The organism is Streptomyces coffeae (genome assembly GCF_016741875.1).
In the GTDB taxonomy this organism is placed as follows: domain Bacteria; phylum Actinomycetota; class Actinomycetes; order Streptomycetales; family Streptomycetaceae; genus Streptomyces; species Streptomyces coffeae.
The window spans coordinates 172044-187417 of record NZ_JAERRF010000017.1 but is presented as its reverse complement, the minus strand read 5'-3'; the positions used below and the strand labels follow the sequence as shown (position 1 = coordinate 187417).

The following is a 15374-nucleotide window of genomic DNA, read 5'->3' as shown; positions in this document are numbered from 1 at the left end:
CCTGTTCGGTGGATCTTTGAGGAGCAGCCCGCGGCGTCTGGTGAGGGGGCACCTCCCAGCGGTAGCTGGGGGCGCGGTGCCAGGCGTCGCGGGCCCGATGAGATCCGCCGGAGAGGGCCTAGCGCCGCCCCCTCCACGAACAACACACCAAGCCGCCCCTCCCGAACACAGACGGCCACAGATCAGAACGCTGCAACCTCGAACACCAGCGGACCTGTGCACCCGAGAACTGCTGAAAGCCATCGGGAACCTGGCCTGCATCGCCTTCGTCACGCGCAGCTCCGAAGCCGTGCTGGCGCCGCTCATGGGCAAGCTGGAGGACTTCGGACTGAGCCGCTCAACGACCTCATTCGTCGTCCCTCTCGGCTACTCCTTCAACACCGACGGTCCTCTACCAGGCCGCTGCGCTCGTCTTCATCGCCAACTCCTACGGCGCCGACACCTCCCTGCCCGCACTACTCCTCATGGTCGGCGTACTGGTCATCCTCTCCCAGGGCATGGCCGGCGTGGCATCCGCCGCGATCGTCGTCCTCATCTCCGCAAGCGCCAGCATCGGACTGCCCGCAGAAGGCATCGCCCTGCGAGGTCCGCGACACCCGCGCGCTTGGCCAGCTGCTGCTCCAGAGCGGCGTTGGTCTCCTTGAGCCGGTGATTCTCGATCTCCAGCACCTGGACGATCCGGGCCAGGAGCGGGACCTGGGAGCGCAGTTCGTCGCGCTCGGCTCGGACGCGCGATCCTCCTGCTGCTTGCGGCCACGAGCCCGCGCGGCCTCGGAAACCGGTTCGGGGCTGTGCCCGCGGGCCTTGACCAAGGCGTAGAACAGGTCCTTGAGACCGGTGTGCTTGCGGGTGAGCTTGTTGCGCCGCAGCCCGGCCTCAACGGCGAGGGAGACGATGGTCAGCTTGCGGTAGCCGTCGGCGGCCGGTCATCCGAGCCCCGGAATTCCTAGGACCAACGGCCCAGGTGTCACGAGTGTCCCCATGGGTTCTCCGGCCCCTCCTGCCCGCCCGCCGGAGCCGTACGGGAGGATGGCCGGGTGACTCAGCCCGCCGCCGCCCCAGCCCCCGACAGCACCGTCCTCGCCGCGTTCGAGGCGGCCAAGGGCTTTATGCCCGTTGACGAGGGGCTCGCCCTGTACGCCGCCGCCCACGAGGCGGCCACCGCGTTCCGACTGCCGCTCGTCGAGGTCGGCACCTACTGCGGGCGCTCCACCCTCCTGCTGGCCGACGCCGCCCGCGCGGCGGGCACGATCGCGGTCACCGTCGACCACCACCGCGGCTCCGAGGAGCAGCAGCCCGGCTGGGAGTACCACGACCCGGAGGTCGTCGACCCCGAGGTCGGACGGATGGACACCCTGCCCACCTTCCGCCGCACCCTGCACACCGCCGGCCTGGAGGACCACGTCATCGCCATGGTCGGCCGCTCACCGGAGGTGGCGGCGGTCTGGGGACCGCAGGTGGGGCTGGTGTTCATCGACGGCGGCCACACCGATGAGCACGCCACCGCCGACTACGAGGGCTGGACGCGGCATATCGCACCCGGCGGTCTCCTCGTGGTGCACGACGTCTTCCCCGACCCGGCCGACGGCGGCCAGGCGCCGTACCGCATCTACCGCCGCGCGCTGGAGTCCGGCGCCTTCACCGAGGTCTCCGCGACCCGCTCACTGCGGGTGCTGCGCCGCACCGCCGGGCCCCTGGACGGCGACGGCTCCGGCACGTAATCCGCGACGGCCCCGCCGCGTCATCCGGCCCGGTTACCATCGCCTGCGTGTCCTACGGCAGCTTTCCTCCCGCACCCGGCGGCCGTCGCGGCGGCACCCTCGCCGTCGTCCTGGCCGCCCTGATCCCCGCGTGCTTCGCGGGCTGGCTGCTCTGGAGCTCGGAGGGGGACGGCAAGGGCGCGGGCGGCTCCGGTCCGCCCACGGCGTCGTCCACCTCGTCCCCGCCGCCGTCGTCCGCCGCGCCCACCTCCGGTGCGCCTTCCTCCCATGCACCCTCCTCGGCCGCGCCGGACGCGCTCAAGGGCAAGGTCGTGGTGATCGACCCGGGCCATAATCCGAACAATCGCGATCACCCTGCACAGATCGCCCGCCGGGTGGACATCGGCACCAACACAAAGGAATGCGACACCACCGGCACGGCGACCAACTCCGGCTACGCCGAGGCGTCTTTCACCCTCGATGTGGCACGCCGCGCCCGCGCCCTGCTCGAAGCCCACGGCGCCACGGTGAAGTTCACCCAAGACGGCAAGACGGAGTTCGGGCCGTGTGTCGACGAGCGCGCCGAGTTCGGCAACAAGGCCCACGCGGACGCCGTCGTCTCCGTCCACGCCGACGGCGCGGGCCCCGGGGAGCGAGGCTTCCACATCATCCTGCCCAAGGGGGTGCACGGCGGCGGCGCCGACACCTCGGCGATCACCAAGCCCTCCCGCCGCCTTGGGGAGCGGCTGCTCGACTCGTTCACCGAGGAAACCGGCAGCGAACCGGCCGACTACGTCGGAGACGGCAGCGGGTTGAACGTTCGGGGAGATCTCGGCGGCCTCAACCTCACCACCGTTCCCAAGGTGTTCATCGAATGCGGCAATATGCGTGACGCGAAGGATGCGGCGCATCTCACCGACGCACACTGGCGGGAACGGGCCGCGCGCGGTATCGCACAGGGCATTACGGACTTCTTGCACGGGTAGCGTCCCCGCATCCGAACGGGAGGTCACGACCGGGATACCGATGGGGCACCCCTGCCATCGGCGCGAAGATTCACCCGTACGATGGGGCGCACCCCCGACGCCTTGAGCGCCACGCGCCTGGCGGCAGCGCTAGTACCGACGAAACCGACAAAGGACCTCACGTTGAACATCCGCTCGCTCACTCGAGGCGACGGAGTGGTGATCGGAGCAGCGGTGTTGCTCTTCATCGCCTCCTTCCTCGACTTCTACTCCGCAGACAACTGCGGCGATTACTGCGACAAGCTCGAGCCCAACGGGTGGAACGGCGACATCTTCCCCGTCCTGCCGTCGATCTTCCTCGCCGGGGTCATCGCCGCAGGGCTCATCGTGGCCGCGCGCTTCCAGCCCGCAGGGCGCAATCTGTTCGGGCTCACGCTGGACCAGTGGGGCGCCGCGCTGGCGGTCTTCGCAGCCTGGAGCTCGCTGTGGACGATCATCGGTGGCCCTGATGGCGCCGACAAGGGAATCGGCCAGATCCTGGGTCTCATCGCCACGCTGGCGATGGCGGCCGGTGCGCTGCTCCCCCAACGTGTCCCCGCCCTGAAGGCCCCGCTGATGGCCAGCGGCCCGGCGGCTCCGTCCCCGTACGGCCACCAGGCTCCGCAGCCCGGCTACGGCTACCCGGGCCCGGGTGCCCAGCCCGGCGCCCCGGCGCCGTTCGGCGCTCAGCCCGGCCAGCCCGGTCAACCCGGCCAGCCGCAGCCCGGTGGTCAGCCCTTCGGCGCCCAGCACGGCCAGCCCGGTCCGGCGGCTCCGGCCCCGGCCCCGGCCCCCGGCGGCGACTTCTCGCCGTTCTGGTTCGCCGTGCCGGTGGCCCGTCCGCTGTACGCCGAGGACGGTTCGTCGAACACCATCGCCGAACTGGCCCCCGGCACCTGGTACCTCGCGGTCGAGCAGCGCGGGCAGGCGCTGGTCGCCCAGACCCAGGACGGCCGTCGCGGCGTCCTCCAGGACACCACGGGGATCCAGCGCGGCTGATCTCCACGTCGTACGGACAACGGCCCCCCGCCCGTCACGGGCGGGGGGCCGTTGCCATTCGCACACCCGGCCCGTACAGTCCGGCGCACCGGATGACGTTCCGGCTGATGTTCCGTCAACTGAGCTGGACGGAAAGGGGACATGATGCGGCTCGGCCTGGCGCTCGGCTACTGGGGCCGTGGTCCCGACCCCCGCCATCTGGAACTGGCCCGGGAGGCCGAGCGGTTGGGGTACCACTCGGTGTGGACGGCCGAGTCCTGGGGCTCGGACGCCTTCACCCCGCTGACCTGGATCGCCGCGCACACCAGCCGGATCCGGCTGGGCACGGCGGTGGCGCAGATGGCCGCCCGCACCCCGACCGCCACCGCAATGCAGGCGCTCACCCTGGACCATCTCTCCGGCGGGCGGATGATGCTCGGCCTCGGGCTGTCCGGACCGCAGGTGGTGGAGGGCTGGTACGGACGGCCGTTCCCCTCCAGCCCGCTGACCGCCACCCGGGAGTACGTCGATGTCATCCGGCAGGTGCTGCGCCGGGAGGCACCGGTGCGGCTGGAGGGGCGCCACCATCCGCTGCCGTACACCGGTCCCGACGCCACCGGGATGGGCAAGCCGCTCAAGCCGATCGTCCATCCGCTCCGCCCCGACCTCCCCGTACTGCTGGGCGCGGAGGGGCCCAAGAACATCGCGCAGACCGCGCGGATCGCCGACGGCTGGCTGCCGCTGTACTGGTCGCCGCTGCGCACGGAGCTGTACACGGCCGCGCTCGCCGAGGCGCGGGAGGGCTTCATGGTGGCGGCGATGGCACAGGTGCGCGTCTGCGAGGACATCGCCGAGGGGCTGAAACCGGTCAAGGCCATGCTGGGCTTCTACATCGGCGGGATGGGCCACGCCGCCCGTAATTTCCACGCCGATCTGATGGCGCGGCTCGGTTACGGGGACGAGGCGCGGCGGGTCCAGGAGCTGTTTCTCGCGGGCCGCCGCGCGGAGGCGATCGACGCGGTGCCGGACGCGTTCGCCGATGAGATCTCGCTCGTCGGTCCGAAGGAACGGATCGCGGAGCGGCTGGAGTTGTGGCGCTCGGGCCCGGTCACGGATCTGCTGGCGCTCTCACCGGACGAGGAGACCCTGCGGGTGCTGGCCGAACTCAACGGCTGACACCCCTGACCTGCGGTCTCCAGGGGCCGGGCGGAACGGCGGGGCGGGCCGGTGGCCACGGACAGCGTTTGGACACGGCCGGAGCGGCAACCCGTGCGGCATGTCTCAAAGTTATCGCTCCAGAAACCATCAGGCCGCGACCGTCCTGGCGGTCGTCGCGGACATCACCGCGGTCATCCTCGGCCTGTGGATCCTGTTCTCGCTCCTCGACGCCAACCGGGCCAACGACCTGGTCAGCGTCGTCCATGATGCCGCCCAGTGGCTGGCAGGCTGGTCGCACGACCTGTTCACCATGGACACCGACTGGCTGCGGACCGTCCTCAACTACGGTCTGCCGGCACTGGTCTATCTGTTCATCGGCCACACCCTGGCCGCACGCATCCGCCGCGGCTGACAGCCGCGACCCATCGGGCGGGCGACCGACGCGACGCGGCCGGGGCTCCCCTGACGAACCCCGGCGCCCGCGCCACGCCGCCCCGCCGCCGAAGCGGTCCCCGCCTCAGCGGCAGCGGCCCTCAGCGGCAGCAGTCCGAGTCCAGCCCCCTGGGCAGGGACGATCCGTCGAACACGGCCGTGGTCGCCTCGTCTCCGCCCAGCGCCGCCACGGCCAGCACCAGTGACCCGGCGGTCCAGGTGGTGCGCTCCTCCGGCCAGATGGCGTCGTCCTCGAAGACATAGCCGGTCCAGTACATCCCGTCCTCGGCGCGCAGCCGGGGCTGGATCCACCGGAGGATGTCCACCGCGCGGTCGGACTCGCCCATCACCCAGAGCGCGAGCGCGAGTTCACAGCTCTCGCCGCCGGTGATCCACGGGTTGGGGTGCACACAGCGCACCCCCAGGCCCGGCACCACGAAGCGGTCCCAGTCCGCCTCGATGCGCTCCTTGGCGGCGGTGCCGGTGAGGGCGCCGCCGAGGACGGGGTAGTACCAGTCCATCGAATAGCGGTTCTTGTCCAGGAACCGTTCGGGGTGGTGGCGTATCGCGTGGCCCAGCATTCCGGCCGACAGCTCCCAGTCGGGCTGGGGCTCCTCACGGTGCTCGGCGATGGCCAGGGCGCAGCGCAGGGCCTGGTAGACGGAGGAGGAGCCGGTCAGCAGGGCGTCGGTGTCCGCGCTGCCGTCCTCGTTCCGGCGCCAGCCGATCTGGCCGCCGCTCTGCTGGAGGCCGAGGACGAACTCGACGGCGGCCACGACCGTGGGCCACATCCGCTCCAGGAACACATCGTCGCCGGTGGCCAGGTAGTGGTGCCAGACGCCGACGGCCACATAGGCGCAGAAGTTGGTCTCCCGGCCGCGGTCGGTGGGCGCGGTGGCGGCCACGCCGTCGGGGGTGTCGGGGTAGGCCGCGTACCAGGAGCCGTCGGTGTTCTGGTGGTCGGCGAGCCAGCGGTAGGCGGCCTCGGCGCGTTCGTGCTCGCCCGCCACGTCCAGCGCCATCGCGGCCTCGACGTGGTCCCACGGGTCGAGGTGGTGGCCGCGGAACCACGGTATGGCGCCGTCGGCGCGCTGTACGTCGGCGATGGCGCGGACCGTGCGCAGGGTCTCCTCGGCGGTCAGGACCCCGGGCAGCGCGAGCCGTTCGGTCCGGGGGCCGGGGCGCGGGCCGCCGGGACGGGGGCCGTATGCCATCACGCCCCCTCGAGCGGGGCGCCGGTGTCGCCCGGGGTGTGCGGCTTGGTCGCGTAGGCCACGAAGCTCTTGCCGATCAGCGGGTTCAGCGCGCGCTCGGCGGCCCGGGTGGCCAGCGGCTTCTTCATGATGTCCCAGACCAGCAGCTTGTGGTACGCCCGTACCGGCAGCGCCTTGTCGTTGTCCACGCCGAAGGCGCACTTGAGCCACCAGTAGGGGCTGTGCAGGCCGTGGGCGTGGTGGGTGCCGTACGGCCGCAGCCCGGCCTCGCGCATCCGCTCCAGGAGTTCGTCGGCGCGGTAGATGCGGATATGGCCGCCCTCGACCTCGTGGTACGCGTCCGACAGTGCCCAGCACACCTTCTCCGGGCCGTAGCGCGGGACGGTGACGGCGATCCGGCCGCCGGGCCGCAGCACCCGCACCATCTCGGCGAGCACACCCTTGTCGTCCGGGATGTGCTCCATCACCTCGGAGATGATGACCACGTCGAAGCTGTCGTCGGGGAAGGGCAGGGCGAGCGCGTCGCCCTCCATGGCGGTCGCGGTGGCGCCGGCCGGGGCCTCTCCGGCCTCCTTCATGGCGGCGAACCACTTGGCGACCTCGCGTATCTCGTCGCCGTTGCGGTCCAGTGCGACAACCCGCGCACCGCGCCGGTAGCACTCGAAGGCATGCCGTCCTGCGCCACAGCCCAGGTCGAGGACACGATCGCCGGGGGCGAGCGGGAAGCGGGAGAAATCGACGGTCAGCACGGGGGTCTGCTTTCGTCCGGCGGGTTCAACGGGCTTGACGGTTTCACGGCTTGAGGAGTCGGCGGGTGAGTCGCTCGGCGGGCGGAGGCGGGCTGGGGCGGGCTTCAGGCGGTCAGCGCCGGGCGCGCGCGGCGGGGACGCGCGCGCCGATGGCCGCGCGGTAGTGCTCGGCGGTGCCACGGGCGGCCTGTTCCCAGGTGAACCGCCGCAGCACCCGCTCACGTCCGGCCGCGCCGAGACGGCGTCTGAGGTCGGCGTCGCCCAGCAGCCGGACCAGGGAGGCGGCGAGCGCCCCCGCGTCACCGGGCGGTACCGCGAGGCAGGTCTCCCCGTCGGGGCCCGCGACCTCGGGTATCGCACCGCCGGTGGTGGCCACCAGCGGGGTGCCGGTGGCCATGGCCTCGGCGGCGGGCAGGGAGAACCCCTCGTAGAGCGAGGGCACACAGGCGATCTGGGCGCCGCGCACCAGGTCCACCAGCTCGGCGTCGCTGATGCCCTTGACGAACTCGACGGCGCCCTCGAGCCCGTAGCGGGCGATGGCGGTGGCCACCGGGCCCTGCTCGGGGCGTTTGCCGACGACGACCAGATGGGCTTCGGGGTGCTCGGTGCGGGCCTTGGCGAGGGCCTCGACGAGATACACCAGCCCCTTGAGCGGGACGTCCGCGCTGGAGGTGGTGACGATGCGCCCGGGGATCTCCGGGACGGACGGGTCGGGCGCGAACAGCTCGGTGTCCGCGCCGATGTGCACCACATGGACCCGCCGCGGATTCACCCCGAGGTCGTCGACGATCTCGCGGCGGGAGGAGCCGGAGACGGTGAGCACCGAGGGCAGCCGCCGGGCCACCCGCTTCTGCATCCGGGTGAAGCCGTACCAGCGGTGCACCGAGACACGGCGCTTCCAGTCCTCGGCGGCGTCCAGTTCGAGCCGACGGTCCACGGTGATGGGGTGGTGGATGGTGGTCACCAGGGGGAAGCCGATCCGCTCCAGCCCCAGCAGCCCGTAGCCGAGGGTCTGGTTGTCGTGGACGACGTCGAAGTGGCCGCGCCGGGCGGCCAGATGGCGGCGGGCGCGCAGGCTGAAGGTGAGCGGCTCGGGGAAGCCGCCGGTCCACATGGTGGAGACCTCCAGGGCGTCGATCCAGTCCCGGTACTCGGCGAGCCGTGGGGTGCGGAACGGATCGGGCTGGCGGTAGAGGTCCAGGCTCGGCAGCTCGGTGAGGGTCACGCCTTCGTGGGTGTCCACCACCGGGTACGGCTGGGCGCCGATGACCTCGACGGTGTGGCCGAGCCGGGCCAACTCCCGCGAGAGATGGCGGACATAGACGCCCTGGCCACCACAGAAGGGGTTCCCCTTGTAGCTGAGCAGCGCGATGCGCAGCGGCCGGTCGGTGGCGGCGGGGGGATCCACTCGAAGCGGGTCGGGCCCGATCTCCTGCGCGGCCTCTGCGGTCACTCGCGCCCCCTCCTCGGTGCAGTTCAGCGGGAGCGTAACCGCTTCCGATTATCTAGAACAAGTTTCACTATCGGATAGCCCCAGAAGTCTCGAAGATACCTGGCTCCGACGGCTCCGCCAGAGCCGGAACAGGTGATTCCTACCACTCGGTAACCGAGGGTACGAGCCACCCGCGCGGCGCGCCGGGCGATATCGGCGCGAGCAGGACAAACTCTCCTTCTCCTGGGAGCGGTCCGCGCGTGGCGACCGGACCTATGGACCAACCCGCAGGCGCAGGACGCGATCTGCGCGCCGGGCGGCCGACACCGAGCGCCGCCCGGCGGCAGCAACCTGCCTCAACTGCGCAGACGCCGGTACGGTGGGCGCTTACCGCGCTAGCCTAGAACGAGTTTCACTGATGGTTCCGGTGGCTCGCACCCCCGGGTCGAGCCTGCCATCATGCACACGTCCACCTGGCCACGACCCGCAGACGCAACACACCCGAAGTGGGACTTATGACCGCAGAAGTCAAGCCGGCCCCCTTGCAGCTGACCGAGCGGCAGGAGGCGCGCCGTCGCCGCATCCTGCACGCCAGCGCCCGGTTGGCCAGCCGCGGCGGCTTCGACGCGGTCCAGATGCGCGAGGTGGCCGAGAACTCCAGCGTCGCGCTCGGCACCCTCTACCGCTACTTCCCCTCCAAGGTCCATCTGCTGGTCGCGACCATGCAGGACCAGCTCCAGCACATGCACGAGGCGCTCCGCAAGCGTCCGCCGACGGACGAGGACCCGGCCGCCCGGGTGGCCCAGACCCTGATGCGCGCCTTCCGGGCGCTTCAGCGCGAACCCCACCTGGCGGACGCCATGGTCCGGGCGCTCACCTTCGCCGACCGGTCGGTGAGCCCGGAGGTGGACACGGTCTCCCGGCTCACCACCGCGATCATCCTCGATGCGATGGGCCTGGAGGGACCGCCGACGCCCGAGCAGCTCTCGGCCGTCCGCGTCATCGAGCACACCTGGCACTCGGCGCTGATCACCTGGCTCTCGGGGCGTGCCTCGATCGCCCAGGTGAAGATCGATATCGAGACGGTGTGCCGTCTGATCGACCTCACGGCACCCACCCCCTCGCACTGACCCTCGCGCGGCTCCGCAGTGTGCCCCCCGGGCGCCTCCGCACACCCTCGTGCGGCATTCGCCACCGCGCGCCAGGGGCGCACGATGCTCCCCTCACGCCCCTCGCAAGCAACGGGGCGGTCGTTTATGCGCCCGCGCGCCCCCCGTTGGCGCAAAACCTGCGTTCATGACCCAGGCAATCCCGGTATTCATGAACGGCGCGCGACAGAGCGACAACGGCGTGCAATCAAAGGCAAACTTCACTGGGGGTGGAGAAGTCCGTGATCCAGGTACTTCTGGTGCATGAGTCCTGCCTGCTTCGATCCGCGCTGGCGGCCCTGATACGGGCCGAACCGGACATCGACGTGACCGCGTCCTCCTGGCGTGACGCGCGTAGCAGAGCGCGCTCGTTACAGCCCCACGTCTGTGTGGTGGACACCGACTTCGCCGGTTCCGACGGGCCTTGCCGCAAAGGGGAGTTGAAGAAAATCGTGAGCGCCGCCTCCGGCGAGCACGGTGACTGCGGGCTGCTGGTCCTGGCCAGCGCGGGGCGCCCGGGACCGCTGCGGCGCGCCCATGAGGCGCAGGCGCTCGGCTACATCGACATGAACGCCCCGCCGCAGCGGCTGCTGGACGGCATCCGGCATGTCGCCAGGAAGGAGCGGTTCGTCGACGACTCGCTCGGCTACGGCTTTCTCCAGGCGGCCGAGATCCCGCTGACCCAGCGCGAACTGGGGGTGCTCTCGCTCGCCGCCGACGGCGCCTCGATCGCCGAGATCGCCCGGACCCTCCATCTGTCCAACGGGACGATCCGCAACTACCTGGCCGCGATCACCCGGAAGACCGGGGCACGCAACCGCGTGGATGCCATCCGCATCTCGCACGCCGAGGGCTGGGTCTGACTCCGGCCGCACCACCGGGCCGGATCCCCGCCGGATCCGGCCCGAGGGCCCCTGGTGCCCTACTCCTCGGGGGGAAAGACCGGTTCACCGCCGTCGCGCAGCCGGATGGCGATCGCCTCGACCGGGCAGCCCTCGGCCGCCGCGAGCACCGCCTCGGACGCGTCGGCCTCCTCCGCCACCGGATGCGACTGCCGCGCCGTGTCCAGCCGGAAGCCGTCGGGCGCGGTGCTCGCGCACAGCCCGGAGCCGATGCAGACACCGCGGTCCACCTCGATCTGCCAGCGGTCACCCATCAGACCGTCTCCCCGTCCCACCCCTGCGGCAGGTGGATCATCTTGTGCTCCAGGTAGGCGGCGTACCCCTCGGGCCCGAACTCCCGTCCCAGACCGGAGTTCTTGTAGCCGCCGAAGGGGCCCAGCATGTCAAGGCTGAAGGTGTTGACGGAGTAGGTGCCGGTGCGGATCCGCCGCGCGAAGGCAACACCGTGGGCGGTGTCCGCCGTCCACACACTGCCCGACAGGCCGTAGTCGGAGTCGTCGGCGATCCGGGCCGCCTCCTCCTCGTCCCGATACGGCAGCAGACAGATCACCGGGCCGAAGATCTCCTCGCGGGCGATCCGCATGGTGTTGGCGACGTCGCCGAAGAGCGTCGGTTCCACGTACCAGCCGGTGTCCCGGTCCTCCGGACGCCCGCCGCCGGTCAGCACCTTGGCGCCCTCGCGCTGTCCGAGCGCGATGTAGTCCAGCGACCGCTGCCGCTGCCGCCGGGTGACCAGCGGGCCGACCTGGGTGGCGGGGTCCAGGGGGTCGCCGACGACCAGGGCGGAGGCGGCGGCGGTGAGGCGTTCGGCGATCTCGTCGTAGTGGCTGCGCGGGGCGAGGATCCGGGTCTGGGCCACACACGCCTGACCGTTGTTCATCCAGGCGTTGGGGACGATTCCGGCGACCGCCGCGTCCAGATCGGCGTCCGGCAGGATCACCGCCGCCGACTTGCCGCCCAACTCCAGTGTCACCCGGGTCAGATGACGCGAGGCGACCTCCATCACCCGCTTGCCCGCCGCCACCGATCCGGTGAACGACACCTTGTCCACACCCGGATGCCCGACCAGGTACTCACTGACCTCGCGGTCCGCCGGGAGGATGGAGACCACCCCCTCGGGCACCCCCGCCTCGGTCATGATCTCCGCCAGGAGATAGGAGTCCAGCGGGGTTTCCGGCGAGGGTTTGAGGATCACCGTGCACCCCGCGAGCAGCGCCGGGCCCAGTTTGGCCGCCGCCACGAACTGCGGGACGTTCCACGGCACCACGGCCGCCACCACCCCGACCGGCTCACGGCGCACCAGCAGCGGCCCGAGACAGCCGTCCCGCCGCTCCTCCTGGACGGCGCCGCGCGCCACGGTGATCGCGGAGTCCCACACCATCATCGCGCCGAGCGCCTGGGCCAGCACGCTCCAGGAGTACGGGGAGCCGTTCTGGGCGCTGATGATGCGCGCCAGTTCCTCATGGCGCACCGCGATGGCGTCCTTGATCCGGGTGACCACGGCGATCCGCTCGTCCAGGCTCATCCGGGGCCACGACCCCTCGTCGAACGCCGTACGCGCCGCCGCCACCGCCCGGTCCACATCCGCCCGCGCGGCGTGCGGCACCCGTCCGATGACCCGCTCGGTGTGCGGCGAGACGACCTCGATGGTCTCGGTGCCCGCCGGATCGACCGGCGCCCCGCCGATGAAGAGCTGTCCGTGCTCGATGAGATCGCCCATCGCTGATGCCTCCCGCGGGACGGATCCGAACCAGATCTGACGATGCATCAGAACTGATACCAGTTCTCGTTATAGTGGGCAATGGCCGATGACAGGGGGACGCGGATGACGGCGCGGACGACCGGAGCGGTGCACGTGGCCGACCACGGCGGTGGGGTCTGGAGCATCCCGGTGCCCATCCCCGACAACCCCCTCGGCCACACCCTGGTCCATCTCCTGGACACCGACCGCGGCCCGGTCCTCATCGACACCGGCTGGGACGACCCGGCCTCCTGGGACACCCTCACCGCCGGGCTGACCGCGTGCGGCACCTCCGTCACCGAGCTCCACGGTGTCCTCATCACCCATCACCACCCCGACCACCACGGGCTCTCCGCCCGGGTGCGCGAGGCGTCCGGCGCCTGGATCGCCATGCACCCCGCCGACGCCACGGTGGTACGCCGCACCCGTGAGGCCGAACCCGCCCACTGGTTCGACTACCTCACCGAGAGGCTGGCCGCGGCCGGAGCGCCCGAGGAGCAGCTCGCCCCGCTGCGCACCGCCCGCGACCACACCGGCACCTTCCCCGGGGCGCGGGCCGCCCTCCCCGACCGCGAGATCACCCCCGGCGCCCTCCTGGACCTGTCCGGCCGCCGGCTGCGCGCCGTCTGGACCCCGGGCCACACCCCCGGCCATGTCTGTCTGCACCTGGAGGAGCGGCACCCCGCGGCCGCCACCGGCCACGGACGGCTGTTCTCCGGCGACCATCTGCTGCCCGGGATCAGCCCGCACATCGGCCTGTACGGGGACCTCGACGACAGCACCGTCACCGATCCCCTCGGCGACTACCTCAGCTCTCTCGAACGCGTCGCCGCCCTCGACCCGGCCGAGGTGCTCCCCGCCCACCAGTACGCCTTCACCGGTGCCCCGGCCCGGGTACGCGCCCTGCTCCACCACCACGAACAGCGCCTCACCGGCCTCCTCGCCCTGCTCACCACACCGCTCACCCCCTGGCAGCTCGCCCGGGCCATGGAGTGGAACCGCCCCTGGGCCGAGATCCCCTACGCCTCCCGCAACATCGCCGTCTCCGAGGCCGAGGCCCACCTCCGGCACCTGGTCACCCGGGGCCGGGCCGAACCCGTGCCCGGCACCGACCCGGTGACCTACCGGGCCGTCTGAGTCCCTGCCGCCCTCGGGAGACGGGTGCCCACCCCGGACGGATCGCACCGGAGTTACGGATTCCGGACAGCCCGGGGAATCGGGGGCCGACCGGGCGGATAAGGTGTGCGGGAAAACTTCATCCGCGTCCGCTCGGGGGAAGCCGGTGGGAATCCGGCGCTGACCCGCAACCGTGACCGTACGGCGCCGCCTGGTGCGCACGCCGTACCCAGCCGGAGTACCTGGCGGACGCACCGCAGGCTCCCGCCGCCGGGCCACCGGCGGCGGCACCGTCGAGGTATGCGGGGCTGAGCCCGGTGCCGGCACGTCGCGGAGTGTCCGCGCGTGGCGGGTCCGCCGTGCGCGGCGCGCGTATGCCCGTCGTCCCCCACGTCGCCCGTCGCAGCGACACTCACCGAGAGGCACCACAGCCATGATCGTACGCCGCAGCGTCGCGGCTCTGGCCGTCTCCGCCGCCCTGTGCGCGGCCGCCGCCCCCGCCGCCCTCGCCGACGGCAAGCCCTCCCCGAAGGCGTCCGGCTCCGCGCTGCCGAAGGGGCTCTACGGCACCAAGGACCCCAAGTTCGACGGGGTGTGGCGGCAGTCGCTCGCACTGCTCGCGCAGGACGCGGTGGAGGTCACCCCGGCGAAGTCGGCGGTCGACTGGCTGGCCGGGCAGCAGTGCGCGGACGGCGGCTTCGCCGCGTACCGGGCCGACACCTCGAAGGCGTGCGACCCGAAGAGGGGCGAGTTCAGCGATGCCACCGCCGCTGCCGTCCAGGCGCTGGCCGCGGTGGGCGGGCGCGCGAAGGCCGTCGAGAAGGGCATCGGCTGGCTGAAGCGGAACCAGAACGAGGACGGCGGCTGGGGCATGAACCCCGGCGGCCCCAGCGACGCCAACTCCACCTCAGCCGCGATCGGCGCCTTCGCCGCCACCAGCGTGGATCCCGCCGAGGTCACCTCCGCGGAGAGCGGCAAGACCCCGTACGACGCACTGCTCGGCCTCCAGTTGGGCTGCGACGCCAAGGCGGACGAGCGCGGGGCGTTCGCGTACCAGAAGGACAAGGGCGGTCCGGCCGCCAACGACCTGGCCACGGCGAGCGCCGCACTGGCCGTACGGGGCAGCGGCTTCGTCCCGGACACCGCGGGCAAGAAGGGCGACGGCACCAAGCCCAAGCCGCTGGCCTGCGGGGGCGGCGCGGAGGAAACCACCCCGGAGCAGGCCGCCGAGGGCGCCGCCACGTATCTCTCGAAGGCCATGGCCGGACACGGCGACCACCTGCTGTCCGCCATGCCCGGCGCCAAGGACCAGCCCGACTTCGGCGGTACCGCCGACGCCGTTGTGGCGCTCTCCGCGGGCGGCCACCGTGCGGCCACCGCCAAGCCGCTGGCCTGGCTCCAGAGCAAGGAGGGCGGCGCGGTGGCCTGGGCCAAGGGCGACCCGGGCGCGCTGGCCAAGCTGGTGCTGGCGGCCCACGCCGCCGGTGGCGACCCGCGCGACTTCGGCGGCGCCGACCTGGTCGAACAGCTCAACGCCACCGGCCCGAAGCCGGAGGCCGCGGCGGGCCCGGAGGCGTCCACCAAGAGCAAGGACGACAGCAACAACAGCGTCTGGTGGATCGTGGGCATCTGCGCGGTGGCCGGTATGGGCGTCGGCTTCCTGCTCAGCGGCCGGAAGAAGCAGCGGGTCTGATGCGGATAGTTCCGTCCACGGCCCTGTGCGTTTGTGGCCGGGCCGCCCGGCCCGGCGGGCGGCCCGCCGGGCGCGGGGACACCGGTACCGACCGGGCCCGCGCCGGG

General features: G+C 71.9%; 14 protein-coding genes, 1 pseudogene and 1 riboswitch. Of the genes and pseudogenes, 10 read left to right on the top strand and 5 right to left on the bottom strand.

The window, feature by feature from the left end; all coding sequences use genetic code 11:
* Positions 1-97 precede the first annotated feature (97 nt).
* The 6 genes and pseudogenes from JK363_RS26845 to JK363_RS26820 all read left to right on the top strand — a co-directional run bounded on the left by JK363_RS26845 (position 98) and on the right by JK363_RS26820 (position 5252).
* A pseudogene (locus tag JK363_RS26845) lies at positions 98-644 on the top strand (dicarboxylate/amino acid:cation symporter).
* 393 nt (positions 645-1037) lie between these two features.
* Complete coding sequence (locus tag JK363_RS26840; RefSeq protein WP_307821877.1) at positions 1038-1721, top strand: class I SAM-dependent methyltransferase; 684 nt, start codon at positions 1038-1040, stop codon at positions 1719-1721.
* Between the two features lie 47 nt (positions 1722-1768).
* Positions 1769-2686 (top strand): N-acetylmuramoyl-L-alanine amidase, encoded by a 918-nt coding sequence (locus tag JK363_RS26835; protein ID WP_201877899.1) that lies wholly within the window; start codon positions 1769-1771, stop codon positions 2684-2686.
* Between the two features lie 162 nt (positions 2687-2848).
* On the top strand, positions 2849-3703 hold the full coding sequence (locus JK363_RS26830) for a DUF5336 domain-containing protein (RefSeq protein WP_201877898.1): 855 nt from the start codon (positions 2849-2851) through the stop codon (positions 3701-3703).
* 144 nt (positions 3704-3847) lie between these two features.
* Complete coding sequence (locus JK363_RS26825; RefSeq protein WP_201877914.1) at positions 3848-4858, top strand: LLM class F420-dependent oxidoreductase; 1011 nt, start codon at positions 3848-3850, stop codon at positions 4856-4858.
* 100 nt (positions 4859-4958) lie between these two features.
* A complete protein-coding gene (locus JK363_RS26820) occupies positions 4959-5252 on the top strand; it encodes a hypothetical protein (protein WP_201877897.1) in 294 nt (97 codons plus the stop codon).
* Between the two features lie 121 nt (positions 5253-5373).
* Here JK363_RS26820 and JK363_RS26815 read toward each other — a convergent pair whose 3' ends face one another.
* The 3 genes from JK363_RS26815 to JK363_RS26805 form a co-directional block, all read right to left on the bottom strand.
* Entirely contained in the window at positions 5374-6486 is a 1113-nt protein-coding gene (locus JK363_RS26815) for a prenyltransferase (protein WP_201877896.1), read from the bottom strand.
* Positions 6486-7235, bottom strand: coding sequence for a class I SAM-dependent methyltransferase (locus JK363_RS26810; protein WP_201877895.1), 750 nt, complete (start codon positions 7233-7235; stop codon positions 6486-6488). Before JK363_RS26810 ends, JK363_RS26815 begins: the two co-directional genes overlap by 1 nt.
* A gap of 112 nt (positions 7236-7347) precedes the next feature.
* Positions 7348-8688: a glycosyltransferase family 4 protein gene (locus JK363_RS26805; protein ID WP_201877894.1), complete on the bottom strand. Its 1341-nt coding sequence runs from the start codon at positions 8686-8688 to the stop codon at positions 7348-7350.
* Between the two features lie 494 nt (positions 8689-9182).
* On the opposite strand from JK363_RS26805, the gene JK363_RS26800 reads away from it, so the two are divergent.
* The gene (locus JK363_RS26800; protein WP_201877893.1) at positions 9183-9797 is read left to right on the top strand and encodes a TetR family transcriptional regulator; all 615 of its coding nucleotides are present in this window, start codon (positions 9183-9185) and stop codon (positions 9795-9797) included.
* A gap of 260 nt (positions 9798-10057) precedes the next feature.
* Positions 10058-10678 (top strand): response regulator transcription factor, encoded by a 621-nt coding sequence (locus tag JK363_RS26795; protein WP_201877892.1) that lies wholly within the window; start codon positions 10058-10060, stop codon positions 10676-10678.
* A 59-nt stretch (positions 10679-10737) separates the two neighbouring features.
* Here the strand turns inward: JK363_RS26795 and JK363_RS26790 are convergent, their stop codons facing one another.
* Together JK363_RS26790 and JK363_RS26785 are read right to left on the bottom strand one after the other, a co-directional pair.
* Complete coding sequence (locus tag JK363_RS26790) at positions 10738-10971, bottom strand: ferredoxin (protein ID WP_201877891.1); 234 nt, start codon at positions 10969-10971, stop codon at positions 10738-10740.
* Positions 10971-12437, bottom strand: a complete 1467-nt coding sequence (locus JK363_RS26785) for an aldehyde dehydrogenase (protein WP_201877890.1) — start codon at positions 12435-12437, stop codon at positions 10971-10973. Before JK363_RS26785 ends, JK363_RS26790 begins: the two co-directional genes overlap by 1 nt.
* Before the next feature lie 105 nt (positions 12438-12542).
* Here JK363_RS26785 and JK363_RS26780 point away from each other — a divergent pair, with 105 nt between their 5' ends.
* Positions 12543-13595 carry a Strvi_7410 family MBL fold metallo-hydrolase gene (locus JK363_RS26780; RefSeq protein WP_201877889.1) on the top strand — a complete coding sequence of 351 codons (1053 nt, stop codon included), beginning with the start codon at positions 12543-12545 and terminating at the stop codon, positions 13593-13595.
* A gap of 112 nt (positions 13596-13707) precedes the next feature.
* Positions 13708-13838: riboswitch (cobalamin riboswitch) on the top strand.
* A 169-nt stretch (positions 13839-14007) separates the two neighbouring features.
* A complete protein-coding gene (locus JK363_RS26775; RefSeq protein WP_201877888.1) occupies positions 14008-15267 on the top strand; it encodes an SCO2321 family membrane protein in 1260 nt (419 codons plus the stop codon).
* Positions 15268-15374: the final 107 nt, after the last annotated feature.